Origin of the sequence: Cryobacterium sp. TMT2-10 (assembly GCF_004403075.1) — a bacterium.
In the GTDB taxonomy this organism is placed as follows: domain Bacteria; phylum Actinomycetota; class Actinomycetes; order Actinomycetales; family Microbacteriaceae; genus Cryobacterium; species Cryobacterium shii.
The window spans coordinates 46,171-73,143 of the sequence record NZ_SOGW01000088.1; the positions used below are offsets into that span (position 1 = coordinate 46,171).

The 26,973-nt window shown below is 69.6% G+C and carries 26 protein-coding genes; all 26 read right to left on the minus strand.

Translation table 11 applies throughout. The annotated features are described in order from the left end of the window. Window positions 1-25: 25 nt before the first annotated feature. The 26 genes from lgt to pyrR all read right to left on the minus strand — a co-directional run bounded on the left by lgt (window position 26) and on the right by pyrR (window position 26,909). On the minus strand, window positions 26-1,003 hold the full coding sequence (lgt, locus tag E3T37_RS10105) for a prolipoprotein diacylglyceryl transferase (protein WP_370262436.1): 978 nt from the start codon (window positions 1,001-1,003) through the stop codon (window positions 26-28). Window positions 1,004-1,073: 70 nt separating this feature from the next. After that, a complete protein-coding gene (gene trpA, locus E3T37_RS10110; RefSeq protein ID WP_134366659.1) occupies window positions 1,074-1,940 on the minus strand; it encodes a tryptophan synthase subunit alpha in 867 nt (288 codons plus the stop codon). Continuing rightward, window positions 1,937-3,169 (minus strand): tryptophan synthase subunit beta, encoded by a 1,233-nt coding sequence (trpB, locus tag E3T37_RS10115; protein ID WP_134366660.1) that lies wholly within the window; start codon window positions 3,167-3,169, stop codon window positions 1,937-1,939. Before trpB ends, trpA begins: the two co-directional genes overlap by 4 nt. Beyond that, window positions 3,170-3,940, minus strand: coding sequence for an indole-3-glycerol phosphate synthase TrpC (gene trpC / locus E3T37_RS10120; RefSeq protein ID WP_134366661.1), 771 nt, complete (start codon window positions 3,938-3,940; stop codon window positions 3,170-3,172). It lies immediately after the preceding gene. A gap of 4 nt (window positions 3,941-3,944) precedes the next feature. Beyond that, on the minus strand, window positions 3,945-4,175 hold the full coding sequence (locus E3T37_RS10125; protein ID WP_134366662.1) for a DUF6704 family protein: 231 nt from the start codon (window positions 4,173-4,175) through the stop codon (window positions 3,945-3,947). 111 nt (window positions 4,176-4,286) lie between these two features. Then, window positions 4,287-4,922, minus strand: a complete 636-nt coding sequence (locus tag E3T37_RS10130) for a Trp biosynthesis-associated membrane protein (RefSeq protein ID WP_134366663.1) — start codon at window positions 4,920-4,922, stop codon at window positions 4,287-4,289. Then, window positions 4,923-6,485, minus strand: coding sequence for an anthranilate synthase component I (locus tag E3T37_RS10135; protein WP_370262440.1), 1,563 nt, complete (start codon window positions 6,483-6,485; stop codon window positions 4,923-4,925). Next, the gene (gene hisI / locus E3T37_RS17030; protein WP_134366665.1) at window positions 6,482-6,910 is read right to left on the minus strand and encodes a phosphoribosyl-AMP cyclohydrolase; all 429 of its coding nucleotides are present in this window, start codon (window positions 6,908-6,910) and stop codon (window positions 6,482-6,484) included. The genes E3T37_RS10135 and hisI overlap by 4 nt, the downstream gene beginning before the upstream one ends. Before the next feature lie 36 nt (window positions 6,911-6,946). Beyond that, window positions 6,947-7,708: an imidazole glycerol phosphate synthase subunit HisF gene (gene hisF, locus E3T37_RS17035; protein ID WP_134366666.1), complete on the minus strand. Its 762-nt coding sequence runs from the start codon at window positions 7,706-7,708 to the stop codon at window positions 6,947-6,949. 37 nt (window positions 7,709-7,745) lie between these two features. Then, the gene (hisG, locus tag E3T37_RS10150) at window positions 7,746-8,585 is read right to left on the minus strand and encodes an ATP phosphoribosyltransferase (RefSeq protein ID WP_134366667.1); all 840 of its coding nucleotides are present in this window, start codon (window positions 8,583-8,585) and stop codon (window positions 7,746-7,748) included. A gap of 54 nt (window positions 8,586-8,639) precedes the next feature. After that, window positions 8,640-8,903, minus strand: coding sequence for a phosphoribosyl-ATP diphosphatase (locus E3T37_RS10155; protein ID WP_134366668.1), 264 nt, complete (start codon window positions 8,901-8,903; stop codon window positions 8,640-8,642). 12 nt (window positions 8,904-8,915) lie between these two features. Then, window positions 8,916-9,584 (minus strand): ribulose-phosphate 3-epimerase, encoded by a 669-nt coding sequence (rpe, locus tag E3T37_RS10160; protein ID WP_134366669.1) that lies wholly within the window; start codon window positions 9,582-9,584, stop codon window positions 8,916-8,918. 230 nt (window positions 9,585-9,814) lie between these two features. Continuing rightward, entirely contained in the window at window positions 9,815-11,260 is a 1,446-nt protein-coding gene (locus E3T37_RS10165) for an RsmB/NOP family class I SAM-dependent RNA methyltransferase (RefSeq protein ID WP_134366670.1), read from the minus strand. Beyond that, window positions 11,257-12,174 (minus strand): methionyl-tRNA formyltransferase, encoded by a 918-nt coding sequence (gene fmt / locus E3T37_RS10170; RefSeq protein ID WP_134366671.1) that lies wholly within the window; start codon window positions 12,172-12,174, stop codon window positions 11,257-11,259. The genes E3T37_RS10165 and fmt overlap by 4 nt, the downstream gene beginning before the upstream one ends. Next, the gene (locus tag E3T37_RS10175) at window positions 12,175-14,223 is read right to left on the minus strand and encodes a primosomal protein N' (RefSeq protein ID WP_134366672.1); all 2,049 of its coding nucleotides are present in this window, start codon (window positions 14,221-14,223) and stop codon (window positions 12,175-12,177) included. Window positions 14,224-14,290: 67 nt separating this feature from the next. Beyond that, window positions 14,291-15,484, minus strand: a complete 1,194-nt coding sequence (gene metK / locus E3T37_RS10180) for a methionine adenosyltransferase (RefSeq protein ID WP_134366673.1) — start codon at window positions 15,482-15,484, stop codon at window positions 14,291-14,293. A gap of 138 nt (window positions 15,485-15,622) precedes the next feature. Further along, window positions 15,623-16,834 (minus strand): bifunctional phosphopantothenoylcysteine decarboxylase/phosphopantothenate--cysteine ligase CoaBC, encoded by a 1,212-nt coding sequence (gene coaBC / locus E3T37_RS10185; protein ID WP_134366674.1) that lies wholly within the window; start codon window positions 16,832-16,834, stop codon window positions 15,623-15,625. A 26-nt stretch (window positions 16,835-16,860) separates the two neighbouring features. Then, the gene (rpoZ, locus tag E3T37_RS10190) at window positions 16,861-17,118 is read right to left on the minus strand and encodes a DNA-directed RNA polymerase subunit omega (RefSeq protein ID WP_134366675.1); all 258 of its coding nucleotides are present in this window, start codon (window positions 17,116-17,118) and stop codon (window positions 16,861-16,863) included. A 110-nt stretch (window positions 17,119-17,228) separates the two neighbouring features. After that, complete coding sequence (gene gmk, locus E3T37_RS10195) at window positions 17,229-18,149, minus strand: guanylate kinase (RefSeq protein ID WP_134366676.1); 921 nt, start codon at window positions 18,147-18,149, stop codon at window positions 17,229-17,231. Then, window positions 18,142-19,026, minus strand: a complete 885-nt coding sequence (pyrF, locus tag E3T37_RS10200) for an orotidine-5'-phosphate decarboxylase (RefSeq protein ID WP_174235667.1) — start codon at window positions 19,024-19,026, stop codon at window positions 18,142-18,144. The genes gmk and pyrF overlap by 8 nt, the downstream gene beginning before the upstream one ends. After that, the gene (carB, locus tag E3T37_RS10205) at window positions 19,023-22,310 is read right to left on the minus strand and encodes a carbamoyl-phosphate synthase large subunit (RefSeq protein ID WP_134366677.1); all 3,288 of its coding nucleotides are present in this window, start codon (window positions 22,308-22,310) and stop codon (window positions 19,023-19,025) included. Before carB ends, pyrF begins: the two co-directional genes overlap by 4 nt. Continuing rightward, window positions 22,310-23,503, minus strand: a complete 1,194-nt coding sequence (gene carA / locus E3T37_RS10210) for a glutamine-hydrolyzing carbamoyl-phosphate synthase small subunit (protein ID WP_134366755.1) — start codon at window positions 23,501-23,503, stop codon at window positions 22,310-22,312. Before carA ends, carB begins: the two co-directional genes overlap by 1 nt. Continuing rightward, window positions 23,487-24,044: a hypothetical protein gene (locus tag E3T37_RS10215; protein WP_134366678.1), complete on the minus strand. Its 558-nt coding sequence runs from the start codon at window positions 24,042-24,044 to the stop codon at window positions 23,487-23,489. The genes carA and E3T37_RS10215 overlap by 17 nt, the downstream gene beginning before the upstream one ends. Next, entirely contained in the window at window positions 24,037-25,386 is a 1,350-nt protein-coding gene (locus tag E3T37_RS10220) for a dihydroorotase (protein ID WP_134366679.1), read from the minus strand. Before E3T37_RS10220 ends, E3T37_RS10215 begins: the two co-directional genes overlap by 8 nt. After that, the gene (locus tag E3T37_RS10225; RefSeq protein WP_134366680.1) at window positions 25,387-26,337 is read right to left on the minus strand and encodes an aspartate carbamoyltransferase catalytic subunit; all 951 of its coding nucleotides are present in this window, start codon (window positions 26,335-26,337) and stop codon (window positions 25,387-25,389) included. It abuts the gene before it with no gap. Beyond that, a complete protein-coding gene (pyrR, locus tag E3T37_RS10230) occupies window positions 26,334-26,909 on the minus strand; it encodes a bifunctional pyr operon transcriptional regulator/uracil phosphoribosyltransferase PyrR (protein ID WP_134366681.1) in 576 nt (191 codons plus the stop codon). Before pyrR ends, E3T37_RS10225 begins: the two co-directional genes overlap by 4 nt. Between the last annotated feature and the right edge of the window lie 64 nt (window positions 26,910-26,973).

Sequence of the window (26,973 nt, forward strand, 5' to 3'; positions counted from 1 at the left end):
GGTCCAGGCTGAAGGCTACCTGGGCCTAGAGGCGCGAGTTGCTGGTGCTTGTGGCTGCAACGTCGTCAGATTCGGCGGGGGTTGCGGCTTCATCACCGTGATCCTCTGAGTCCGAGTCAAACTCATCAGATTCTACCTCAGCGTCGGAGCCCTTCCACTCGCGGCCCGGAACATAGGGGCTGACCTCGACGCCGGTGTGGCGTCGGGTCTGCACCGCGATGAGGATGATTCCGAGCAGGATGGCGGCAAAGGCAGCCCAGATGTTGGTACGGATGCCGAGGAAGATCTCACTCGGATCGACCCGGATCGACTCGAAGAAGCTACGCCCGACGCCGTACCAGATCAGGTAGACGCCGAAGGCCTTGCCCCAGCGCAGGGTGAGCTTGCGTTCGAGCAGCAGGATCACGGCGACGCCGAGGAAGTTCCAGATCATCTCGTAGAGGAACATGGGGTGGAACAGGGTGTCGGCGGGCAGCCCGAGGGGGAAGGCCTGGTTGGTAGATTCGATCTGCAGTCCCCAGGGCAGGGTGGTCGGCAGTCCGAAGAGCTCGTGGTTGAACCAGTTGCCGAGGCGTCCCAGGGCCTGCGCGACGAGCATGCCGGGAGCGAGGGCGTCGGCGAAAGACCAGAAGCGCACCCCGGCCATGCGGCAGCCGATGAACGCGCCGACGGCCCCACCGAGGAGCGCTCCGAAGATGGCGTTGCCGCCGTTCCAGATGGCGAAGACCTCCAGCGGGTCGGCGCCCTCGTAGAAGTAGTCGCCGGGGTGGGTGAGCACGTGGTAGAACCGGGCGCCCACGATTCCGAGCGGTACCGCCCAGAGAATGATGTCCAGGACCACTCCCGGCTCGCCGCCGCGCTGGGTCAGGCGGCGGGAGGTCATCACGGTCGCCGCGATGATCCCGGCGAGGATGCATAGGGCGTAGGCGTGGATGGTGAACGGTCCGAGCGTGAAGGAACTCCACTCGGGGCTCGGGCTCGGAATGCTCAGAGGTATAAACACCTGGGGACTACCTTTCATCGTGGCGTCGGCCACCCGGGGGCGAACGATCGACCGCCGGGGTCAATTTACCCTAGCTGGCGGGCCGGATCTCCCGCGCGCCGGCCGCGAGCTCACGGGCGAGGGCGGCGACTGCCGGCACTCCCCCGTCGGAGAGCGCCTTGACGAGGGCGGATCCGACGATGGCGCCGTCCGCGTAGCCGAGGATCTCGCGAACCTGTTCCGGCGTGGAGATGCCGAGGCCGACGCACGCGCTGGTCGAGCCGGCGGCCCGCAGCCGGTCGATCAGGATGCGGGCGGCGGAGTCGACGTCGCCGCGGGCACCGGTGATCCCCATGGTGGACACGGCGTAGACGAAGCCGCGGCTCGCCTCGACGGCCTGCTTCAGGCGGGCGTCCGAGGAGGACGGAGCGGCCAGGAACACCCGGTCGAGACCGGTGCGTTCGCTCGCGGCGACCCAGTCCGCCGAGTCGTCGGGAATCAGGTCGGGCGTGATCAGGCCGGCGCCGCCCGCGGCGAGCAGGTCATCGGCGAAACGATCGACCCCGTACTGCACGATGGGGTTCCAGTAGGTCATCACCAACACGGGCACGTCGACCTGCGCGGTGATCGCGGCCACGGCTTCGATGCCATGGCGCAGCCGGAAACCGTTCGCCAGGGCCCTCTGGGTTGCGGCCTGGATGACCGGGCCGTCCATCACCGGGTCGGTATACGGCAGGCCGAGCTCGAGGATGTCGACGCCGTTGTCGGCCAGGGCCACGGCCGCGTCGATGCTCTCGGAGAGCGTGGGGAATCCGACCGGCAGATACCCGATCAGGGCGCCGCCGCCCTCGGAGCGGCGCCGCGCGATGGTGGCCTCGACCGTGCTGCCGCCCGCTGCCGGGTGGCGCGCTGCCGGGTTGCCTGTTGCCGGGTTGCCTGTCACTGCCGAGTTGCTCATAGCTGTTCCGCGCCCTTGTCGAGCAGGTCGAAGTACCGACCCGCGGTTTCCATGTCCTTGTCGCCGCGGCCGGACAGGTTGACCAGGATGGTGGCGTCGGGGCCGAGCTTTTTGCCGAGGTCGAGGGTTCCGGCGAGGGCGTGTGCCGACTCGATGGCCGGGATGATGCCCTCGGTTCGACTGAGAAGGCGCAGGGCGCTCATCGCCTCGGCGTCCGTGACCGGCAGGTAGGTGGCACGGCCGATGCTCGCCAGCCACGAATGCTCCGGGCCGACGCCCGGGTAGTCCAGGCCGGCGGAGATCGAGTGCGACTCCACGGTCTGGCCGTCTTCGTCCTGCAGGAGGAAGCTGCGCGCGCCGTGCAGGATGCCGGGACGTCCCTTCGTGATCGTCGCGGCGTGGCGGAGGGTTTCCGCGCCCTCCCCGCCGGCCTCGTAGCCGTACAGGGCGACGTCGGGGTCGTCCAGGAACGCGTGGAAGATGCCCATGGCGTTGGAGCCGCCGCCGACGCAGGCGGTGACAGCATCGGGCAGGCGGCCGGTGAGGTCGAGGACCTGCTGGCGGGCCTCCTCGCCGATGATCTTCTGGAAGTCGCGCACCATGGCCGGGAACGGGTGCGGGCCGGCCACGGTCCCGAAGATGTAGTTGGTGGTCTCGACGTTGGTCACCCAGTCGCGCATGGCCTCGTTGATGGCGTCCTTGAGGGTGCGGGAGCCGGTCGTGACCGACACGACCTCGGCACCGAGCAGGCGCATCCGTGCCACGTTCAGGGCCTGCCGCTCCGTGTCCACCTCGCCCATGTAGACCACGCAGTCGAGGCCGAACAGGGCGGCCGCGGTGGCGGTGGCCACCCCGTGCTGGCCGGCGCCGGTCTCGGCGATCACGCGGGTCTTGCCGATCCGCTTGGTCAGCAGGGCCTGCCCGAGCACGTTGTTGATCTTGTGCGAGCCGGTGTGGTTGAGGTCTTCCCGCTTGAGGATGATGCGGGCGCCGCCGGCGTGCGCGGCGAACCGCGGCACCTCGGTGATGATGGAGGGCCGACCGGTGTAGCTGCGGTGCAGTTCGGTCAGCTCGGCCGCGAATGCGGGGTCCTGACGGGCCAGCGCGTACTCGCTGGTGAGTTCGTCGAGGGCCGCGACGAGGGATTCCGGCACGAACCTCCCGCCGAATTCACCGAAGTAGGGGCCCGCCTGCGCCCGGAGGGATTCTGAGTCGAGTGGGGAGGACATTCAAACCGCCAGGAATTCGGTGAGGGTGCGGATGGGATCGTTGGTGACGAGGGCTTCGCCGACGAGCACGACGTCGGCGCCGGCCGCGCGATAGTGTGCCACGTCCGCGGCCGTCTTGACAGCGGATTCGGCGACCCGGACAACGCCGGAGGGGATCCGGCCGGCCAGCCGGCCGAACAGGTCCTGGTCCAGCTCGAAGGTCGTCAGGTCGCGGGCGTTCACGCCGACCAGGCTCGCGCCGATATCGAGGGCTCGGTCGACCTCGTCGGCGCTGTGGGTTTCGACCAGGGCGGTCATGCCCAGTTCGCGCACGAGGTCGTGCAGGGAGACCAGTGTGGCCTGGTCCAGGGCCGCCACGATCAGCAGCACCATGTCGGCGCCCGCGGCCCGGGCTTCGAAGACCTGGTACGGAAGCCCGATGAAGTCCTTGCGGAGCACCGGAATCTGCACGGCCGAACGCACCTGCTCCAGGTCGGAGAGCGACCCGAGGAACTTGCGGCCCTCGGTGAGGACGCTGATCGCGCTGGCGCCGCCGAACTCGTAGGAGACGGCGAGTGCCGCGGGATCGGAGATCTCGGCCAGGGTTCCCCGGGAGGGGCTGGCCCGCTTGACCTCGGCGATGATCTTGACGCGTGGCGCCGGGGCGAGCACCGACAGGGCATCGATGGCCGGCGCCCGGATGAGGGCCGCCGCCTGGACGACGTCGAAGGAACGGGTGACGCGACGCGCTTCCGCGTCGGCGACCGCCCCGGCTAGAAGATCAGACAGCACTCGACTAGTGACCCTGGTGCGAGGACTCGTGCTCGGCCACGCCGTAGCCGACCTTGGCGAGCACCCAGCCGGTGAGCAGACCGACGACCAGAAGACCGGCGGATGCCCAGACGAGCCATTCCACCGCGAGGAAGAACGCGACGGTCCCGATCGCGATGGCCAGCAGCATGATGGTCACGGCGGTCCAGGCGGCGATCGAATGGCCTTCGCCAGGGTCTACCGATTCGAAGCTCATGGTTCTCCTTTTGTGCGTTGACGGGCAAAACAAGTCTAGCGGCCTCAGGGTTCCCCGGCCTTCTCGTGCAGCTTCGCGCTGCGGCGATTCAGGTCTCGATCGGCACCGGAGTCAGCGCTGTGCCGTGGGGTCTTCTCCGCGGCTCAAGCCGTCCCAGTCGTCGACGGCGTCGTGCCCGGTGTCGACGCCGGCGGCCGCGGCGTCCGTCCCGCCGGTGGAATCGGCCGGGGCGAAGCGCACGGCCTGGTAGCGGGTCGTCGGTCCGGGCCAGCGGCGGGCGGTGACCAGGACGCTGACGCCCACGGCGGCCATCACGACGCCGGCGAGCAGCGCCAGGTACGGCCACGGCGTCGCTACTGCGGAGACCACCCCGTCCAGGACGGACTCCCTGCCCGAGACCCCGGTGGCCTTGGTGATGGCACCCGCGCTGGCCGCGGCCGGACCGGTGACTGCGGTGAGCGCCGCCAGAAAAACGGAGAGCCCGAGCAGCACCTCCAGGAGGCCCAGAACGAACCGGATCACCGGGCCGGCGATCGTGAGGGCGCCGGCGAGGGCGAGCCCGGCCATGGCCAGGGCGGTGAGTGCCGGCGACGCGGTCGCGCCCGTCACCTCGAGGCTCTGCCGGGCGGTGCCGGACTGTGCCACGACGGCGTTCACCCAGGTCTGCGTCCAGGCGAGCAGGGCCAGTCCGCTGGCCAGCAGCACGACCAGGACGTGGGCGAGCTTGAGCCGCCGGGAAGAGGGCATCTAGCGCACCCTCTTCATCGCGTTGGCCACGGCGACGGCCCGGAGCGGGGCGGCGGCCTTGTTCTGCGATTCCTGGTACTCCGAGGCGGGGTCGGAATCGGCGACCAGGCCACCGCCGGCCTGCACCCGGGCGACGCCGTTCATGATCGTGGCGGTGCGGATGGCGATGGCCAGGTCCGCGTCGCCGGCGAAGCCGAAGTAGCCGACCACTCCCCCGTACACGCCGCGCTGGGCCGGTTCGAGGTCGTCGATGATCTCCAGCGCCCTCGGTTTCGGCGCCCCCGAGAGGGTGCCGGCCGGGAAGGTGGCCCGGAACACGTCGATGGCCGACCGGTTCGGCAGCAGGTTGCCTTCCACCGAGGACACCAGGTGCATGATGTGGCTGAACCGTTCGATCCGCATGAACTCGGTGACCTCCACCGAGCCGGCGGCGCACACCTTGAGCAGGTCGTTGCGGGCGAGGTCGACGAGCATCAGGTGCTCGGCGCGTTCCTTCGGGTCGCCGGCCAGCTCTGTCTCGAATGCGGCATCGGCTTCCGGGGTCGCCCCGCGGGGCTTCGAGCCGGCGATGGGGTGAGTGAAGACCCGGTCGTTCTGCACCTTGACGAGTGCCTCCGGGGAGGAACCGACGATCCAGTAGCCGTCCCCGGCCGGTGACTCGAGGCTGAGCAGGTACATGTACGGGGACGGGTTGAGGCTGCGCAGCACCCGGTACACGTCGATCGGGTCGGCCGTGCATTCCTGGTCGAACCTCTGGGAGATGACGACCTGGAACACGTCGCCGGCGACGATGTGGTCCTTGGCGACGTCGACCGAGGCGAGGAAATCCTCCCGCTTCGTGCGGTTGGCGGGGCTGGCGGGCGTGGACAGGTCGACCTCGGCCAGCCAGGCCTCCGAGGGCTCGGCCAGCCGTGTCTGCAGCGCATCCAGACGGTGCTGCGCCGACGCCCACAGGACGTCCGGGGTGTCGAACCCGTCGTTGAGCACGTTGGCGATCAACTGCACGGTGCCGTACTTGTGGTCGATCACGACGAGGTCGGCCACGAAGCTGAAGGCCTGGCCCGGCACCTCGTAGTCGGCGGGCGGGCGATTCGGCAGGTGCTCGATCTGCCGGATCGCCTCCCAGCCGATGAAACCGACCAGACCGCCGGTGAGGGGCGGGTGCCCCGGCATTTTCGGCGTCTCCCACCGGGCGTGGAGCGCGGCCAGCGCCGCCAAGGGTCCGAGGTCGACGACGTCGCCGAGCGCGCGGGCGGCCGACATGCCGTAGTCGAGCCAACGGGCCTCGTCGCCCTGCTGGGTGAGTACACCGAAGGAGGACACTCCCACGAAGGAGAACCGCGACCAGATGCCGCCCTGCTCCGCGGACTCGAGCAGGAAGCTGCCCGGCCGGCCGGCCGCCAGCTTGCGGTAGATGCCGACCGGGGTCTCCCCGTCGGCGAACAGTTCGCGTACCACGGGGATCACGCGGTGCTCGGTCAGGAGGGCGGAGAACCGCTCCGGCGTGGTGGATGCGGCCGCCGTGGAACCGGCGGGGCTGGTGTCATCCGTTGCCATGGTCATTCCTTCGGCTGGTCGGCGTTTTCGATGGACCCGGCGGGCCGGCTCGGGCGAGCGCCGGCCACGACCTCGATGCCCCGGCCCACGAAGCAGGTGCGGGTGCCGGTGTGGCAGGCCGCTCCGACCTGGTCTACCTGCACGAGGAGGGTATCGGCGTCGCAGTCAAGCGCGGCGGACTTCACGTACTGGCCGTGCCCGGACGTGTCGCCCTTACGCCAGTATTCCTGGCGGCTGCGGGACCAGAAGGTCACGCGCCCTTCGGTCAGGGTGCGGCGCATGGCCTCCCGGTTCATCCAGCCCAGCATCAGCACCTCGCCGGTGTCCCACTGCTGCACCACCGCCGGCAGCAGTCCGTCGGAGTTGAAGACGGCGCGTTGGAGGGCCTCGTCCGGGGCGGAGAGCTGGGGGGTCGACGACTGGTCGGTCATTGCGGGGCCGTTTCGGATCGGGTGGGGCGCGGCATGTCAGCGCACCGGCATTCCGGCGCGCCGCAGTTCCTGCTTGACGTCGCCGATGGTCAACTGGCCGCTGTGGAACACGGACGCCGCGAGCACGGCGTCCGCTCCCGCCGCGATGGCCGGGGGGAAGTCCTCGACCTTCCCCGCCCCGCCCGACGCGATCACCGGCACGGCGCTCAGCTCCCGCATCAGCGTGATCAGTTCGAGGTCGAACCCGGCCTTGGTGCCGTCGGCGTCGATGGAGTTCACGAGCAGTTCGCCCACCCCCAGCTCGATGGCCGTGCGCGCCCAGGCGAGCGCGTCCAGGTCGGTTTCGGTGCGACCGCCGTGAGTGGTGACGAGGAAACCGGATTCCGTTCGCCCGCTGCGTTTGACGTCGAGCGAGAGTACGAGCACCTGGGAGCCGAACCGGTCGGCGATCTCGCCGATCAGGGCCGGGCGCCTGATGGCGGCGCTGTTCACGCCGACCTTGTCGGCCCCGCTGGCCTGCAGACGCGACACGTCCTCGACACTGCGGATGCCGCCGCCGACCGTGAGCGGGATGAAGACCTGTTCCGCGGTGGCCCGAACCACGTCGTAGGTGGTGGCGCGGTTGTCGACGGTCGCGGTCACGTCGAGGAAGGTGAGTTCGTCGGCGCCCTGCTCGTAGTAGCGGCGGGCGAGTTCGACCGGGTCGCCGGCGTCACGGAGGTTCTGGAAGTTCACGCCCTTGACCACGCGGCCGTCGGCCACGTCGAGGCAGGGAATCACCCGCACCGAGAGAGTCACGTTTTTGTTCTCCGTTACCGTTTGCCGACCGACCGCGTCAGAGGCGGGCGTTGTGGATGGCGCTGATCAGGATGGCGCGCGCGCCGAGCTCGTAGAGGGCGTCCATGACGTGGTTCGTGTTCAGGCGCGGGATCATCACCCGAACGGCCACCCAGTCCGGGTCGTGCAGGGACGACACCGTGGGCGACTCGATGCCGGGCGCCAGCAGGCAGGCGTCGTCGAGGAGCGTCAGGGGGATGTCGTAGTCCATCAGCACGTACTGGCGGGCGACGAGCACGCCCTGCAGCCGGCGCAGCAGGGTCGCGATGCCGGGCTTGTCGTTTTCGGAGCTGATCAGCACGGCGGTGGACTGCAGGATGACCGGGCCGAAGATCTCCAGGCCGGCCTTGCGCAGGGTGGTGCCGGTGGAGACCACGTCGGCGACGGCATCCGCCACGCCCAGCTGCACGGCGGACTCGACGGCGCCGTCGAGGGGAACCAGGTGCACCTCGACGTCGTGCCCGGCGAGGAAGGTCTCGACCAGTCCGGGGTAGCTCGTCGCGACGCGCAGTCCGGACAGGTCGGCCAGGGTGGAGAAGCGGCCGGCCGGTCCGGCGAAGCGGAACGTGGAGTCGCCGAAGTCGAGGCTGGCGATCTCCTGGGCGGTGGAGCGCGAGTCGAGCAGCAGGTCGCGGCCGGTGATACCCACGTCGAGGGCGCCGGAGCCGACGTAGGTCGCGATGTCCCGCGGGCGCAGGTAGAAGAACTCGACGTCGTTCAGCGGGTCGGAGACCACGAGGTCGCGCGGGTCACGGCGACCGGTGTAGCCGGCCTCGTGCAGCATCTGGGCGGCGGTTTCGGACAGCGAGCCCTTGTTGGGCACGGCAATTCTCAGCATGGGATCACTCTCTGCGTTTGGAAGAATCTTTGCGGGCTCGGAAACGATCGGCTGCTACAGATGCCGGTAGACGTCGGCGGGGGTGAGCCCCTTCGCCAGCATCATCACCTGCACGTGGTACAGCAGCTGGCTCATTTCGGCCGCCGCCTCGTCGTCGCTCTGGAACTCGGCAGCCATCCAGACTTCGGCGGCTTCCTCCACGATCTTCTTGCCGATGGCATGCACGCCGGCATCGAGCTCGCGCACGGTCCCCGAGCCCTCCGGCCGAGTCCGGGCTTTGTCGCTCAGTTCAGCAAACAGGTCGTCGAAAGTCTTCACCTGTCTAGGGTACTAGTGCGCGTGCGGGTGTTCGTTCGCGGCGGCGCGCAGCAGGGCGATCTGCTTCGCCGGGTCGGGCGAGTTGAACACGCTGGAGCCCGCCACGAAGGTGTTGGCCCCGGCCTCGGCGGCGATCACGATCGTCTCCTCGGTGATTCCGCCGTCGACCTGCAGCCAGATGTCCAGGCCGGTCTTATTTACGGCCTCGGACAGGGTGCGGAGTTTGCGCATGGTGGAGGGCATGAAGCTCTGGCCGCCGAAGCCGGGTTCGACGGTCATGATCAGCACCTGGTCGAACTCGGGCAGCAGCTCGAGGTAGGGCTCGATGGCCGTGCCGGGCTTGAGGGCGATGCCGGCCCGGGCGCCGATCTGGCGGAGCCTCCGGGCCAGGGCGACCGGGTTGGTGGTGGCCTCGGCGTGGAAGGTGACCGAGAACGCCCCGGCCTCCGCGTAACCCGGTGCCCAGAGTTCCGGGTTTTCGATCATCAGGTGCAGGTCGAACGGAAGCGGGGACACCTGCGCCAGCCGGTCGACCACGGGCGGCCCGAACGTCAGGTTGGGCACGAAGTGGTTGTCCATGATGTCGACGTGCACCAGGTCAGCCGAGCGGATGCGGCCGAGGTCACGTTCGAGATTGGCGAAATCGGCGGCGAGAATGCTGGGGTTAATCCTGGTGACCATGTTTTCACCCTACTGCGGTGAGCCACTCTGGAGTGGCGGAGGGTCCCGGCCCTCGCAGCGGCGCAAATCCAGGCGGGCCCGACCCGCCCGACCCGCCCGACCCGCCCGAACGAATTCGACGGAGATTTTGCCGGAATCGGCCCCAAACACACCTGAAAACACGGTTTTAGACCAGAATCTCCGTCGAATTGGTTCGACACCGGTGCACCGGATCGAGCCGGAGGCACCGGCTATGCGGTGCGCTCGAGCAGCGTGATGAACATGGCGTCGGTGCCGTGGCGGTGCGGCCAGAGTTGCACGCTGTGGCCGTCGTCGGGGAGGTCAAGCTCGGAGCTGCTCAGCCCCTGCAGCACGGCGGCAGTGTCGAGGGTGTGTACCCGGTCGCCCCACTTCTTGAGGGCGGACGCGACGATCCCGCGGGTTTCCGCGATGTGCGGCGAGCAGGTGACGTAGGCGAGGATGCCGCCGGGCTTGAGGGCGCCGAGGGCCGCGTCGATCAGGCCGGACTGCAGGTCGGAGAGCTCGGCGACGTCCTTGGGCTGCTTGCGCCAGCGCGCTTCCGGGCGGCGGCGCAGCGCGCCGAGCCCGGTGCACGGAGCGTCGAGGAGGATCCGGTCGAATTCCTCGGGGTGCGCGTCGGCGAAGGTGGTGCCGTCCTGCTCCCAGACCGCCACATCGGTCGGGACGGCGGCCAGAGCCTTGCGCACGAGTGTGGCCCGGGCCGGGACGAGTTCGTTGGCGACGAGGTGGGCTCCCCCGCCCAGCGCTTCGGCGGCCAGCAGCGCGGCCTTGCCGCCGGGGCCCGCGCAGAGGTCGAGCCAACGCTCTCCCGGTGCGATCGGCCGGGCCCGGCTGAGGCTGAGGGCGGCCAATTGGGAACCCTCGTCCTGCACCCGGACGCGGCCGTCGCTGTCCTGCATTATGTGCAGGGGGTCGCCGCCGGCGAGCACGAAGCCGGCCGGCGAGAACGCGTTGGCGACGCCGAGACCCTCGGTGTCCTCCGTGTTGCTCAGGCCGGGCAGGGCCACCATGTTCACCCGGGGTGCGGCGTTGTCGGCGATCAGGAGGTCTTCCAGCTCGGCCTCGCGCCCTTCGAGGCGCAGGGACTGCCGGAACGCCCGCACCACCCAGACCGGGTGCGAGTGCTCCGCGGCGAGCCGGTCGTCCTCGCCGGTGGCCCCGGCGAGGACGCGGTCGCGCCACTCCTCGGGGGTGGAACGGGAGATGGTGCGCAGCACCCCGTTCGTGAACCCGGTGGCCGCGCGGGACCCGACCTGGCGGGCCAGTTCGACGGACTCATTGACGGCCGCGTGGGTCGCCACCCGGGTGGCGAGCAGCTGGTGCGTGCCCAGGCGCAGCACGTCGAGGATGGCCGGGTCGATCGCGGTGACCGGGCGACCGGCCGCCTCGGCGATCACCCGGTCGTAGAACCCCTGCATCCGCAGGGTTCCGTAGGTCAGCTCGGTGGCCAGCGCGGCATCCGCGGTGTTCAGGGCCGCCCGTTTGATGCGGGTGGGCAGCAGCAGGTTGGCGTAGGCGTCGGATTCCCGCACTGCGGCGATCACCTCGTAGGCGACCCGGCGGGCCGGCTGCACGAAGTCGGTGGGGGCCCGCTCCCGCCGACGCTCCTGGCGGCGCGGTTCCTGCCTCCGGTCACGGTTAAGCTCGTCGCTCATGAGGCGACCACCTCCGTCGCCGCTACTCCACGCCACCAGTCGACTGCCTTCATTGGTTTCTTTCCGGCCGGTTGCACGGTGACGAGCTCGAGGGGCTCCGTTCCCGTTCCAATCAGCACTTTCTTGTCGATCTCTCGGATCAGGCCTGCGGGGTGCGGCTCGGCCCCCGTGGCCGGGGCCACGTCGAGAAGTTTGAGGCGGGCGCCGGCGAGCTCCGTGAAGGCGCCGGGCTCCGGGGTGACGCCGCGCACGCGGCTGTACACGGCCTGCGCCGATGCGGACCAGTCGATGCGGGCATCCGCGAGGGTGAGTTTGGGGGCGAGGGTGACCTCGCCGACCTGGGCCACCGGTGAGACGACGCCGGCCTCGAGGTCATCGATCACCTGCAGCAGCAGCCGGGCGCCGCTCTCACTGAGGCCCGCGAGCAGGCTGCCGGAGGTGGCATCCGCGCCGATCGTCTCGGACGACTGGGCGAACACCGGGCCGGCGTCGAGCTCGGGCACCAGCTGGAACACGGCGGCACCGGTGAGTTCGTCCCCGGCGATGACGGCGCACTGCACGGGCGCCGCGCCGCGCCAGCGCGGTAGGAGGGAGAAGTGCAGGTTGATCCAGCCCAGTCTGGGCACCGACAGGAGCGGCTCGCGGACGAGTCCGCCGTAGGCCACGATCACCCCGAGATCGGGTTGCAGGGCGGCGATCTCCTCGGTCGCGGACGCGTCGAGGCGGTTTGCCTTCAGCAGGCGCAGCCCGCGCTCCTCGGCGGCCTGCGCCACTGGCGAGGGGGTGAGCAGGCGTTTACGGCCGAGCGGGGCATCCGCCCGGCTGATGACGGCCGCGATCTCGTGGCGGGAATCGTTCAGCAGCACCAGGCTGGGCACGGCCGCCTGGGGCGTGCCGGCGAAGACGAGTTTCATTTAGAGCAGCTCCGGGTCATCGAATCGTACTTTGAGTGTAGGCGCGGGGCGGAACGCTGCCCCCTTGGGGCGCCGACGCCGGGCCGCATTGCGCACGATGGCGGCTTTGAGGAGCCGGGCCACGTCGTCGCCGGTGCTGCCGTACGCGAAGCGCACGATGGCGCGCACGAGCGGCGCCCCCGTGCTACCCGGCCCCGCACTGCCAGGCTCCGTGCTGACCGGGCCGAGCACGTCCACGCCGTCCATCCCGGCCAGGTCGACCACGGCCACGGCGACGTCCGCGGCGGTGCCGGTGACGGATGCGACGCGCACCGCGGGCGGGAATCGCAGCTGGCGCCGGTCGTACAATTCCGCCGCGGCGAGAGCCTCGGGCTGCCAGTTGTTCAGCGACCGCGCCAGGACCCCGCCGACCCCGACCAGGATCACCGGGGCGCCCGGTCCCGCGAGGGCGGCGGCATTGGACCACCAGCGGAGGCAGTCCTCCCCGACCCGCAGGGACTCGCGGGCGAGCATCCGTTCGCCGTCCAGCAGCAGGATGGCTCGGTAGCCGCCGGTCGGGATGGGCTCCGCCCCGCGGGTGGCGATCACCAGGGCCGGTTCGGCCCCCAGCTGCTGCAGCTGATGGTCGCCGTCGGCCACGATCACCCGTGCGCCGGGGAACGCCCGGCCGAGTTCCTCGGCGGTGCGCCCGGTGCCCAGGGTGACCACCCGCAGGCTCCGGCCGTCGCAGTGCACGCAGGCCCAGTCCGCCGCGAGGGCGCCACACCAGCGGCACGACGGGGTGGCCGAAGCCGAGGCCAGGCCCAGCGGGCCTTGGCACGTGGTGCAGCGGGCGGACTTCTTGCAGCTCTGGCAGGCGAGCATGGGTGCGTAGCCCGGGCTGGCCACCTGCACCAGGACGGGGCCGTGTTTGACGGCCTCCTTGGCGGCCAGCCACGCGGCCGTGGGGATGCGCGCGGCCCGCGCCTGCGGGTCGGGCTCCGACTGGAAGTCGGTGGGGATCACCCGGGGATGCCGGTTCCGGGCCGGGTGCACCTCGGTCAGCCAGCCGATTTCGACCAGGCGCTGCACCTCCACTGTGCGGGAGTGGCCGAGGAACACCAGCGCGCAGTCGGCCTGCCCCTGGCGCACGAGGGAGGCGTCGCGGGCGTGCACATAGGGGCTGAGCGGTTCGCTGTGCAGCGGGTCCCCGTCGTCCCAGAGCGCGATCAGGCCGAGGTCATGGGCGGGCGCGTAGACCGCGGACCGGTTGCCGAGCACGATCCGCGGCGCCGGCTCGAGGCAGGCCAGGAACGCCCGATACCGGTCCGGGTTCGGCTGACGGGCGTCGACCCGGCTGACGGAGCCGGTCGGGGCAAGCTGGTCGAGGGCCGCCTGCACCTGGTCCTGGTCGCGGTAGTCCGGAACGACGAGCACCGCGCTGCGGCCGGCGGCCAGGGTCGCCACGGCCAGCTCAGCCATGGTCCGCGCCCAGAGCCCGATGGTGCGTCCGTCCGGAAGCGGCACGAGGTCGGGCACTGCGGCGACGCAGAGCCGCTGCCGGGCCAGCACGGGCGGGCCGAGTGAGTCCTGGGGGTAGTCGGTGAAGAACGCAACGGTATCCGTTGCGCTCGAAGCGTCGCCCGGCACGGCGTCGGCCCCGGCCGCCGCTCGCGCGGCCAGCCACGCCTTCTCCACCCGCACCTGCCGCGGCGGCACGGCGAGACGGATGATGTCGCTCGCGTTCCCGGCGGCCCGGTCGGCCAGTCGCCGGGCCAGCTGCCAGACCGCCGGGGTCAGCACCTGGGCCGCGGAGACCACGCCGTCGATGGGGCTGAGCGCGCCCTGGAACTCGGCACCGGCCTCGGCCTGCGCCTGTTCCGGCGCGCCCAGGACCTCGATCAGGTAGCCCTCGGCGACCCGGCTGGCCGAGCGCAGCGGCACCTTGACCCGCACGCCGGGAAGGGCGAGGTCCGCGAGCTCCGGAGGAATGCTGTAGTCGAACAGGTGGTCGAGCTGGGGAAGGGGCGAATCGATCAGCACGCGTGCCACGAGGCCGGCGCGGGTCACCGTCAGCGTCCCTGTCGTCGGCGCCGCTCCGGCCTGGTCACAACACGGCTGGTCACAACATGGCAGGTCACAGCCGGGCTGCGCTTCGCAGGTCGTCGACCCGGTCGAGTCGCTCCCAGGTGAAGTCGGGCAGTTCCCGGCCGAAGTGGCCGTAGGCGGCCGTCTGCAGGTAGATCGGGCGGAGCAGGTCGAGGGACGCGATGATCGCGGCCGGGCGGAGGTCGAAGACCTCGCGGATCGCGGCGGTGATGTCACGGTCCGGGAGGGTGCCGGTGCCGAAGGTCTCCACGTACAGCCCGACCGGGGAGGCCTTGCCGATCGCGTACGCGACCTGGATTTCGAGTCGCTCGGCGAGTCCGGCGGCCACCGCGTTCTTGGCGACCCAGCGCATCGCGTAGGCGGCGGACCGGTCGACCTTCGAGGGGTCCTTGCCGCTGAACGCTCCCCCCCCGTGCCGGCTCGAGCCACCGTAGGTGTCGATGATGATCTTGCGGCCGGTGAGGCCGGCATCACCCTGGGGGCCGCCGATCTCGAAGCGGCCGGTTGGGTTGATCAGCATGTTCAGGTCGCTGGAATCAAGCTCGACCCGGGCGAGCACGGGCCGGATGACCAGTTCTTCGACCTCGGCGCGCAGCCGTTCGTTGGAGACCGACGGCGAGTGCTGGGTGGAGAGCACGACGGTCTGCACGGTCCGCGGCGTGATGCCGTCGTAACCGATGGTGACCTGGGTCTTGCCGTCGGGACGCAGGTAGTCCAGTTCGCCGGATTTGCGCACCTCGGCCAGGCGTTCCGCGAGGCGGTGCGCGATCCAGATCGGGATCGGCATCAGCTCGGGCGTCTCGCGGGTGGCGTAGCCGAACATGATGCCCTGGTCGCCGGCTCCCTGACGGTCGAAGTCGTCGACGCTCGACTCTTCCCGGCGCTCGAAGGCGTTGTCGACGCCCTGCGCGATGTCGGGAGACTGCCCGCCGATGGAGATCTCCACACCGCAGGACCGGCCGTCGAACCACACGTCCGACGAGTCGTAGCCGATGTCGGTGATGCACTTGCGCACGATCGACGGGATCTCGACGTAGGCCTCGGTGGTGACCTCGCCCGCCACGTGCACGAGGCCGGTCGTGACGAGGGTCTCGACCGCGACGCGGCTGTTCGGGTCTTCGGCGAGGAGGGCGTCGAGGATGCTGTCGGAGATCTGGTCGCAGATCTTGTCGGGGTGACCCTCGGTGACTGATTCCGAGGTGAAGAGGCGAAGATCGCTCATCTGGCCCGTCTCTGTTGATGAACACGCCGGTGAACAACGTGTTGAAGTGAACATGGTGAAAAAACCCGACCCGACCGGCCCCGGAGGACTCCGGCGCCGCGAACAGCCCGGCAACCCGTGAACGGATGCCCGGCAGGCTCAGGCGATCAGGTCAAGGATGCGCTGGGCCACCGACATCTTGGTTCCGGAGGCCTCACACACTATATCTCCAGCGCTGTCGAGCACCCTGACTTCGTTACGGTCCGAGGCAAATCCCTCCGACCATCCCACCCGGTTGACCACCAGGAAATCGCAGCCCTTGCGGGCGAGCTTGGCCCGGCCCAGGGCGAGAAGCAGGTCAGGGTCGGTCTCGGTTTCGGCGGCGAAGCCGATCAGGACCTGCCCGGGCTTCTTCCCGGCCGCGAGCCCGGCCAGGATGTCGGGGTTGCGGGTGAGTTCCAGCACGAGCGAGTCCCCGGTGTCGTCCTTTTTGATCTTGTCTGCCCGTACGGTCGCCGGCCGGTAGTCCGCCACCGCGGCGGCCATGATCACGGCATCGGCGTCGGCGGCTGTCTCGGTGACGGCCCGTTCCAGGTCGAGCGCCGAGCTCACCAGCAGGAGTTGAACCGTGGTGGGGGCCGGGACCTCCAGGTTGGCGGCGATCAGGATCACGGTGGCTCCCCGTGCCGCGGCGGCCTCCGCCAGGGCTACGCCCTGCTTGCCGCTGGAGCGGTTCCCGAGGAAGCGCACCGGGTCGAGCGGTTCCCGGGTGCCGCCGGCGGTGATCACGATGCGCTTCCCCGCGAGGTCCGACTGCGGGCGGCCGTTCTCAGTCGCGGCCAGGGCGGCGAGTGCCGCGGCGACGATCGTGTCCGGTTCGGCCATCCGGCCGGCCCCGGTGTCTGACCCGGTCAGCGGGCCGGTGCCGGGCCCGACGATGGTGACGCCGCGCGCGCGCAGGGTCGCGACGTTGGCGACGGTGGCCGGGTTGTTCCACATTTCCGTGTGCATGGCCGGCGCGATCACGAGCGGGGCGGTGCTGGCCAGGATGGTGTTTCCGAGCAGGTCGTCGGCGAGACCGGCGGCCAGCTTCGCGATGCTGTTCGCCGTGGCCGGTGCCACGACGATCAGGTCGGCGGACTGCCCGATCGCCACGTGCCGCACCTCGGCCACGCCCTCATACAGGTCCGTGTGCACGGGGTTCCGGGAGATGGCCTCCAGGGTGGGCTTGCCCACGAACCGCAGGGCCGCCGGCGTGGCCACGACGTGCACGGTGTCTCCCCGCAACACAAAAGCGCGCACGACGTTGACGGCCTTGTATGCGGCGATGCCGCCGGTTATCCCGACGACGACCGTACGACCTGACGACATCCTGCGCGCTCTGGCTGCGAGCTGTGTTACTCGACGATGGGGCGGGAGACGAGCTTGTCCTCGTTGATCTCGCGCAGGGCGACCGAGAGCGGCTTGTCCTCCACGGTCGAGTCGACGAGGGGTCCGACGTTGTCGAAGAGGCTGCCTTCGTGCAGGTCCGCGTAGTAGTCGTTGATCTGGCGTGCGCGCTTGGAGGCGAAGACGACGAGGGCGTACTTGGAGTCGACCTTGGTCAGCAGGTCGTCGATGGGCGGGTCAATGATGCCAGTGAGCTTGGTGGCCATTGGTGTCACTCCTTCAGAGCGGTTCGTGCTGCGAAACGTGGCAGCAGCGGGCAGATGATGCAGGTGGTCGCGTGAGTCACGCGGCGCGGAAATTCACGACAAAACGGGCGCTATGGCAGCGGCGGTGCCTTGCGCAGATTCAACAAGTCTACGACCTCGCGGGCGGCCTCAGCCACGTCGTGGTTCACGACCCGGAAATCGAACTCCCCCTGGGCTGCCAATTCGAGCTTGGCGGTCTCCAGTCGGCGGGTCTGTTCGGCGCCACTTTCGGTGTCCCGGCCGATCAGCCGACGCAGGAGTTCCTCCCAGGTGGGCGGCAGCAGGAAGACAAGCCGGGCTTCCGGCATGGCCCGGCGAACGGCACGGGCGCCCTGGATGTCGATTTCGAGGAGCACACTGTCGCCGTGGCTGAGGGCTTCGTCGACCGGGCCGCGGGGGGTGCCGTACCGGTAGGCGTTGTGCACGGTCGCCCATTCCAGGAGTTCCCCGGCATCGACCATGCGGTCGAACTCGGCGTCGTCGACGAAGAAGTAGCTCACGCCTTCGGTCTCGCCCGGCCGGGGCGCCCGCGTCGTCGCCGACACTGACAGGTGCACGTCGGGGTAGTGCTGACGGATGTAGGCGGCAACGGTTCCCTTGCCGACCGCGGTCGGTCCGGCGAGAACAACCAGGCGGGCGGCGGATTCTCCGCGCCGGGAGGTGGTGCGGGTGGTGAGGAAGTCCTGCAACCGGGCGAGTTGGTGCTTGCCGAGGCCGCCTAAACGCTTCGATGGCGAGATCTCGAGCTTCTCCATGATGCGGTGCATCTTGGTGACGCCGATGGCCGGGATGCTCACCAGGAATTCCGTCACCCGCAGCCGGCCCTCGATGCCCTCCGGGCTTTCCGTGGCCACAGCCAGCACTTCGAGTGCCGAACGTTTTCCGTGTGCGATCTGCGTTTTAACGGCGGCGCGCGCTCGGCGGGCCGCCACGGCTGCGCGCGAGGCTGCAACCCGGTCGACGTCAGGTGGGGTAGGGCGTTTCTCAGCCACGGGCCGCTCCAGCTTCAACTACTCGGCGCGCAATCATCTTTTTGATTCGGTCGGGGCCGACCGCTAGAACGCTGCGCGATTCACTCACGATAACGCCTCGAGCGTACCCCCCGTACAAGATCCTCAGTTTAGATACCTCCGCGCCCTGGTGACCGAAGCCCGGGGCGAGTATGGGCGTGAGCCCGGTCGCGGGTGCCGACGACAGATCGAGGCCGAACGTGGCCAGGTCCAGGGTCGCCCCGAGCACAACCCCAAACGAGCCCAGTTCGGTGACACTGCCCGCATTCCGGCCGGAAACGTCATCGAAGACCGCGCGCGCGACGGTGACGCCGGCCTGCGGCCCGTCGGCGACGACGGCGCGCTGGATGGCCGCCGCCTCCGGGTTCGAGGTCGCTGCGAGCAGGAAGAGGCCCTTCCCGGTTTCACCGGCGAGGGTGAAGACCTCCGCGAGCGAGCCGACGCCCATGTAGGCGTTCACGGTGATGGCGTCGACCTCGAGGGCCGAACCGGGGCTGAGCCACGCCTGCCCGTAGGCCTCGACGCTGGTGCCCAGGTCGCCGCGCTTGACGTCGGCGATCACGAGCAGGCCGGCCTCACGGGCGTCCGCCAGGACGCGTTCCAGCGCCACGTAGCCGGCCGAGCCGAACCGCTCGTAGAACGCCACCTGCGGCTTCACCAGGCCCACCTGCCCGGCGGAGGCCGCCACGACCTGCCGTCCGAACGACTCGGCGCCCGCAGCCGTGTCCGGCAGCCCCCAGTCCGTCAGGAGCCAGGCGTGCGGGTCGATCCCGACGCACAGCTGCCCCCAGCGCGAGAAGGCCTGCCCCAGCCGCCCGCCGAAGGTCGACGGGCCGGCCGCGCCGTCTCCCCCGTTCACAGCGCGTTGGTCCGGGTGGTGGTGTACTCCTGCAGCGAGGTCACCTCGAAGCCGCCGCGGATGGCGTCGAGCGAGGCAACGGCTGCGCTCAACTCGGCGATGGTGGTGAACAGCGGGAGGTCCGCGGCGACCGCGGCCGCGCGGATCTCGTAGCCGTCGGCGCGGGCGGTGCGGCCGCCGGGCGTGTTGATGACGATCTGCACCTCTTCGCGGCGGATCAGTTCCACGATCGACACGTCCGCCTCGTCGGCCTTCTCACTGAACTTGGTCACGATGCCGGCACGGATGCCGTTCCGCTGCAGGACCTCCGCGGTCCCTTCCGTCGCCGTGATGGTGTAGCCCAGCTGCTGCAGCCGCAGCATGGGCAGGATGATGGCGCGCTTGTCCCGGTCGGAGACCGAGACGAAGACGGTGCCGGTGAGCGGAATTCCGCCGTAGGCCGCGAGCTGGCTCTTGGCGAAGGCCCGCGGGAAGTCGCGGTCGATGCCCATGACCTCACCGGTCGAGCGCATCTCCGGCCCGAGCACGGAATCCACGACCAGGCCCTCCGGCGTGCGGAACCGGTTGAACGGGAGCACGGCTTCCTTCACGGCGACCGGGGCATCCATCGGCACCCTGGAGCCGTCGATCAGGGGCAGCTTGCCCTCGGCCTTCAGTTCGGCGATGGTCTTGCCGACCATGATCAGCGCGGCGGCCTTGGCCAGGGTGATGCCGAGGGCCTTGGCCACGAACGGCACGGTGCGCGAGGCGCGAGGGTTCGCTTCGAGCACGTAGAGCACGCCGGCGCCGATGGCGAACTGCACGTTCAGCAGGCCGCGCACGCCGATGCCGCGGGCGATGCCGAGCGTCGCCTCGCGCACCCGGTCGATCTCCGCGCGGCCGAGGGTGACCGGCGGCAGGGTGCAGCTCGAGTCGCCGGAGTGGATCCCGGCCTCCTCGATGTGCTCCATCACGCCGCCGATGTAAAGCTCGGTGCCGTCGTAGATGGCGTCAACGTCGATCTCGATCGCGTCGTCGAGGAACCGGTCCACGAGCAACGGATGCGACGGGCCGATGATGCCCTGACCGGCCATCCGGGTGAAGTAGTCGGCCAGTGACGCGGAGTCGTAGACGATCTCCATGCCCCGGCCGCCGAGCACGTAGCTCGGGCGCACGAGCACGGGGTAGCCGATCTCCTCGGCCACCACGACGGCGCCGGCGTAGTCGGTGGCCACGCCGTTGCGGGGCGCGAGCAGGCCCGCCTGGTCGAGGATGCCGGAGAACAGTCCGCGCTCCTCCGCCAGGTCGATCGCCGCCGGGGTGGTGCCGAGGATCGGGATCCCCTCGGCTTCTAGCCCCTTGGCGAGGCCGAGCGCGGTCTGGCCGCCGAGCTGCACGACCACGCCGACGAGTTCGCCGCTCCGGCTTTCGGCGTGGATGACCTCGAGCACGTCTTCCAGGGTGAGCGGCTCGAAGTAGAGCCGGTCGGAGGTGTCGTAGTCGGTCGAGACCGTCTCCGGGTTACAGTTGATCATGATCGTCTCGTAGCCGGCCTCGGAGAGGGCGAAGGAGGCGTGCACGCAGGAGTAGTCGAACTCGACGCCCTGGCCGATCCGGTTCGGGCCGGAGCCGAGGATGACGACCTTCTTGCGGTCGCTGGGCACGACCTCGGTATCCTGGTCGTAACTGGAGTAGTGGTACGGCGTCAGCGCGGGGAACTCGCCTGCGCAGGTGTCGACGGTCTTGAAGACCGGGCGCACCCCGAGGATGTGGCGCACCGTGCGGACATCCGCTTCGCCGAATCCGCGCAGCTCGCCGATCTGGGCGTCGGAGAAGCCGTGGTCCTTGGCCCGGAGGAGGATGTCGGTGTCGAGCCGCTCGGCGGCCGCGATCTCGTCGGCGATCTCGTTGATCAGCACGATCTGGTCGATGAACCAGGGGTCGATCTTGGTGGCCTCGAAGACCTGCTCGATCGTGGCGCCCCGGCGGAGCGCCTGCTGCACGGTCACGATGCGCCCGTCCGTCGGAACCTCCGCGACGGTGAGGAGTTCCTCGACCGTGCGGGTCTCGGCACCCCAGTGGAAGGAGGAGCCGCGCTTCTCCAGCGAGCGGAGCGCCTTCTGCAGCGCGGAGGTGTAGCTGCGGCCGATGGCCATCGCCTCGCCCACGGACTTCATGGTAGTGGTCAGGCGCTGGTCGGCGGCCGGGAACTTCTCGAACGCGAACCGGGGCACCTTGACCACGACGTAGTCCAGGGTGGGCTCGAAGCTGGCCGGGGTGACGCCGGTGATGTCGTTCGGGATCTCGTCCAGCCGGTAGCCGAGGGCGAGCTTGGCCGCGATCTTCGCGATCGGGAAGCCGGTCGCCTTGCTGGCCAGGGCGGACGAGCGGGAGACGCGCGGGTTCATCTCGATCACGATGATGCGGCCGTCGGCCGGGTTGATCGCGAACTGGATGTTGCAGCCGCCGGTGTCCACGCCGACGGCGCGGATGATGTCGATGCTGATGTCGCGCAGCTTCTGGTACTCGCGGTCGGTCAGGGTCAGGGCCGGGGCGACCGTGATCGAGTCGCCGGTGTGCACGCCGACGGGGTCCACGTTCTCGATCGAGCAGACGACGACCGTGTTGTCGGCGGTGTCGCGCATCATTTCCAGCTCGTACTCCTTCCAGCCGAGGATGGACTCCTCGAGCAGGACCTCGCTGGTGGGGCTCTGGTGCAGCCCGTCGCCGACGATGCGGCGCAGTTCGGGCTCGGTGTAGGCGAAGCCGGAACCGAGGCCGCCCATCGTGAAGGAGGGGCGAACGACCAGGGGGTAGCCGAGGTCGCCTGCGAACCCGACGGCCTCGTCGACCGTGTGGGCGATGTAGGAGCGGGCGACGCCGGCGCCCGCGTCAAGCACCAGCTGCTTGAAGATCTGGCGGTCCTCCCCCTTCTGGATGGCCTCGAAGGAGGCGCCGATCAGTTCCACGTCGTACTTGGCCAGGATGCCGCGCTCGTGCAGCTGGATGGCCGCGTTGAGCGCCGTCTGCCCGCCGAGAGTGGGCAGGATCGCATCCGGACGCTCCTTGGCGATGATCGTTTCGAGGATCTCCGGGGTGATCGGCTCGATGTAGGTGGCGTCGGCGAAGTCGGGGTCGGTCATGATCGTGGCCGGGTTCGAGTTGACCAGGATGACCCTGACTCCCTCTGCCCGCAGCACGCGGCACGCCTGGGTGCCCGAGTAGTCGAACTCGCAGGCCTGGCCGATCACGATCGGTCCCGACCCGATGACGAGAACGCTGTTGATGTCGTCGCGCTTGGGCATTACTTGGCGTCTCCTGCTCCGGCGGCCGCACGATGAGCGACCACCACTTCCCTGAACCGATCAAAAAGGTACTCGGCGTCGTGCGGGCCGGCCGCGGACTCCGGGTGGTACTGCACCGAGAAGGCGGGAATATCGAGGCAGCGGATGCCCTCGACCACCTGGTCGTTGAGGCTGTAGTGGCTCACTTCGACCTTGCCGAATCCGGTGCGGGAGTCGTGCACGCCCTCGATCGGCATGTCCACGGCGAAACCGTGGTTCTGGGACGTGATCTCCACCCGGCCGGTGCTCTTGTCGAGGACCGGCTGGTTGATGCCGCGGTGGCCGAAAGGCAGCTTGTAGGTACGGAACCCCAGCGCGCGGCCGAGCAGCTGGTTGCCGAAGCAGATCCCGAAGTAGGGCACGCCGGCGCGCAGGATTTCCTGCAGGAGCGTCACGTGGGCGTCGGAGGCGGCCGGGTCGCCGGGGCCGTTCGAGAAGAAGACGGCCGAGGGGTTCAGCGAGAGCACGTGCTCCGCGGTGACCGACTGGGGCAGCACCAGAACCTCGAAGCCGCGTGCGGCCAGGTGGTTGAGAGTGGACGTCTTGACGCCGAGGTCGAGCACGACGACCGAACCGATGCGTTCCCCCTGCGCGGGGACCGAGAACGGCTCAACGGTGGAGACCTCGTCGGACAGGTTGCGGCCGCGCATGGCGGCGCCGGAGCGCACCAGCTCGAGCTGTTCGCCGTCGGAAATGGCGAAGCGGTCACCGGAGAAGATGCCGCTTCTCATGGCGCCGGCGGACCGGATGTGGCGGGTGATGGCGCGCGTGTCGATGCCGCTGATCCCGACGACTCCCCCGCTCTCGAGGTCATCGTCCAGGCTGCGGGTCGACCGGAAGTTGGAGGCGATCCGGGCCGGCTCGCGCACCACGAAACCGGAGACCCAGATGCGGCGGGATTCCATGTCTTCGTCGTTGGCGCCGGTGTTGCCGATGTGCGGAGCCGTCATCAGCACGATCTGGCCGGCGTAGGACGGGTCGGTGAGGGTCTCCTGGTAGCCGGTCATGCCGGTGGCGAAGACGATCTCGCCGAGGGTCTGGCCCTGGCTGCCGTAGGCCCGGCCTTCGTAGCGGCGGCCGTCTTCGAGCACGAGTACGGCGGCAGTCGGTCGGTCGGGGGTCGCTGCGTTGCTCACGCTACGCCTCGCTTTCATCATGCGTGGCCGGGCGCAGGGCGTCGGCCGCAATGGTTCGGATGGCGTCGTTCAGTTTGACGCGGTCGGATGGGTCAAGGACTCGGAAATAGCTGTCGACGGTCTGGGGCTCGTCCACCCGGGACGCGCCGGTGGTCGGCCCGGCCAGGCGCCAGCCCAGCAGAAGCAGCCCGTCCGGCTCGACCACGCGGTCGATGGCGTAGGTCGCGTCCTCGAGCACCTGGATCGCGGCGCCGGGGATGAAGACGGTCTCCTCGCCGGCGAGGACCAGCATGACGCCGGCCTCGGTCACGGCGAGGCGTGCCCTGGCCCGGAAGCCGAGCCCGCTGATGTTGAGGCGCTCCAGCGGTCGGCCGCGCAGGGTGGTGGCCACGTAGAACACGGCGACGGACGCCAGTTCGGCGCCGGCGTCGACCGGCAGGGGGTAACCGGCCGGCAGTGCCGCGTCGCGCCGGCCGCGGCCGCGCCAGCTGCGGTACATCAGCGCGAGCACGCCGAGCAGCACCGCGACGGTGATGACGGTGGCGATGGTCCTAGCCACGGTCGTTCTCCCCGTGGGCGGCGATCTCCGCGATCGGCCGCAGCATTCCGTCCAGCACTGTGGCGTAGCCCCGGTGGAAGGTGGCGTGCACCCGGCCGGGCAGGGTCATGGTCAGGTAGGGCGAGTTGACGCCCTTGCCGGCCAGGTCCTCGCGGTCGAAGACCCGGCTGGCCGACGGATCGTAGAGGGTGAGCTCGGCGGGAGCGCCCACGACGAGCCCCTGGCCCTGGCCGTTCACGCGGCCGATCCGGGCGGGGGTGGCCGAGAGCACCCGGGCGATGTCGGACCAGTCCAGCTGTCCGCCGGCGACCACGGCCGCGTGCACGACGGACAGGGCGGACTCGAGGCCGACCATGCCGTTCGCCGCGGCATCCCATTCGCAGTCCTTTGACTCCACTGGGTGCGGGGCATGATCGGTGGCCACGATGTCGATCGTGCCGTCGGCGAGGCCGGCGCGCAGTGCCTCCACGTCTTCCCGGCGGCGCAGCGGGGGGTTCACCTTGAACCGGGCGTCGTAACCGACGACCAGGTCTTCGGTCAGCAGCAGGTGGTGGGGCGTGGCCTCGGCCGTCACGTTAATTCCACGGGCCTTGGCCCAGCGGATGACGTCGACCGAGCCCGCCGTCGACACGTGGCACACGTGCAGGCGGGACCCCACGTGCTCGGCCAGCAGCACGTCGCGGGCGATGATCGATTCCTCGGCGACCGCCGGCCAGCCCGTCAGCCCGAGTTCGCCGGAGAGGGCGCCCTCGTTCATCTGAGCTTTCTCGGTCAGTCTCGGTTCCTGGGCGTGCTGGGCGACGACCCCGTCGAACGCCTTGACGTATTCCAGGGCCCTGCGCATCAGCAGCGGGTCCGACACGCAGAAGCCGTCGTCGGAGAAGACCCGTACCCGGGCGCGGCTGGCCGCCATTGCGCCGAGTTCGGCGAGGCGCTCCCCCGCGAGTCCGACGGTGACCGCGCCGATGGGTTGCACGGTGACGTAGCCGGCCCGTTCGCCGAGGGCGAGGACCTGCTCGACGACCCCGGCCGTGTCCTGAACGGGCGAGGTGTTGGCCATGGCGAAGACGCTGGTGAAGCCTCCGATCGCGGCGGCCCGGCTGCCGGTGAGGATGGTCTCGCTCTGCTCGAATCCCGGCTCGCGCAGGTGCGTGTGCAGGTCGACGAGTCCCGGCAGGGCGATCAGGCCGGCGGCGTCGATGACGCTCGCTCCGGCGCTGGAGAGACCGGAGCCGAGTTCGGTGATGCGTCCGTCGGCGAGCACCAGGTCAGTGCCGGTTCCGTCCGGAAGTGTGGCGCCCCTGATCAGGTAGCGCGTGCTGGCAGCGCGTTCGCTGGACATTTATGAATCCTCCCGATCGCCGGACAGCAGCAGGTACAGTGCCGCCATCCGCACTGAAACACCGTTCGCGACCTGTTCGCGCACGGTTGAGCCGGCCGAGTCGGCCGCCGCTGAAGATATTTCCAGGCCGCGATTCATGGGGCCGGGGTGCATCACAATGCTAGTCGGAGCCAGCCGGGCGAAACGCTCATCGTCCAGGCCCCAGCGGCGCGAGTACTCCCGGCTGTTCGGGAAAAACGCGGCGTTCATCCGTTCCAGCTGGATGCGCAGCATCATGACCACGTCCGGGCCGGAGTCGATCGCGGCGTCCAGGTCGAAACCCACCTCGGCCGGCCACCCCGTCAGGTCCATCGGCAGCAGCGTGGGCGGGGCGACGAACGTGACGTGTGCCCCCAACGTGGTGAGCAGCCACACGTTGGAGCGGGCGACCCGGGAGTGCAGAATGTCGCCGACGATGGTGACCGTGACGCCGTCCAGGCCTTTCCCGCGGGCACCGCCCTGGTGCAGGCGACGACGGATGGTGAACGCGTCCAGCAGCGCCTGGGTCGGGTGCTCGTGCATCCCGTCGCCCGCGTTGATGATGCCGGCGTCGATCCAGCCGCTTTCGGCGAGCACGTGCGGGGCGCCGGAGGCCGGGTGGCGGATCACGACGGCATCCGCCCCCATGGCGGCGAGGGTCTGGGCCGTGTCCTTGAGGCTCTCGCCCTTCGACACGCTCGATCCTTTCGCGCTGAAGTTGATCACGTCGGCGCTGAGCCGCTTGGCGGCCGCCTCGAACGAGATCCGGGTACGGGTCGAGTCCTCGAAGAAGAGGTTGACCACGGTTTTGCCGCGCAGGGTCGGAAGCTTCTTGACCTCGCGGTCGGCGACATCCGCCATGTCCTCGGCGATGTCGAGGAGCGTGATCGCGTCGTCCCGGCTCATGTCCTTGGTCGACAGGAGGTGCCTCATGACGCGTCCTCGTTCTCTGCGCCCACGTGCGCTGGGCCGTCTCCGCCGTCGATGCTGACGAATTCGTCGCCGTCGACCTCCAGCAGGTGCAGGTTGATGCGTTCGTCGGTCGAGCTGGGCAGGTTCTTGCCCACGAAGTCCGCACGGATCGGCAGCTCCCGGTGCCCGCGGTCGACCAGAACGGCCAGGCGCACGACGGTGGGGCGGCCGTGGTCGCCGAGGGCGTCGAGGGCGGCACGAATGGTGCGGCCCGAGTACAGCACGTCGTCGACAAGCACGACGGTGGCCCCCTCGATGCTCCCAGGGACGTGGGTGCGTGAGGGGGTTCGGGTGCGGGTGTGAGCGAGGTCGTCGCGGTACATCGTGACGTCGAGGGAGCCGACCCGCACCCCGGTCGCCGCCGGTTCGATCCGCCGGATCGTCTCCGCGATCCGCTGGGCGAGTACCACACCGCGGGTGGGGATCCCCAGGATCACGAGATTGTCAGCGCCGCGATTGGACTCCAGGATCTCGTGGGAGATCCGAGTCAACGCTCGCGTGATGTCAGCCTGGTTCAGCACTGTTCGTGCCATAAACCTGACCTCCTTCCCCGCCTCACCGGACGGCTGTTAAAGGAAATCTTTTCCGATTTCACCC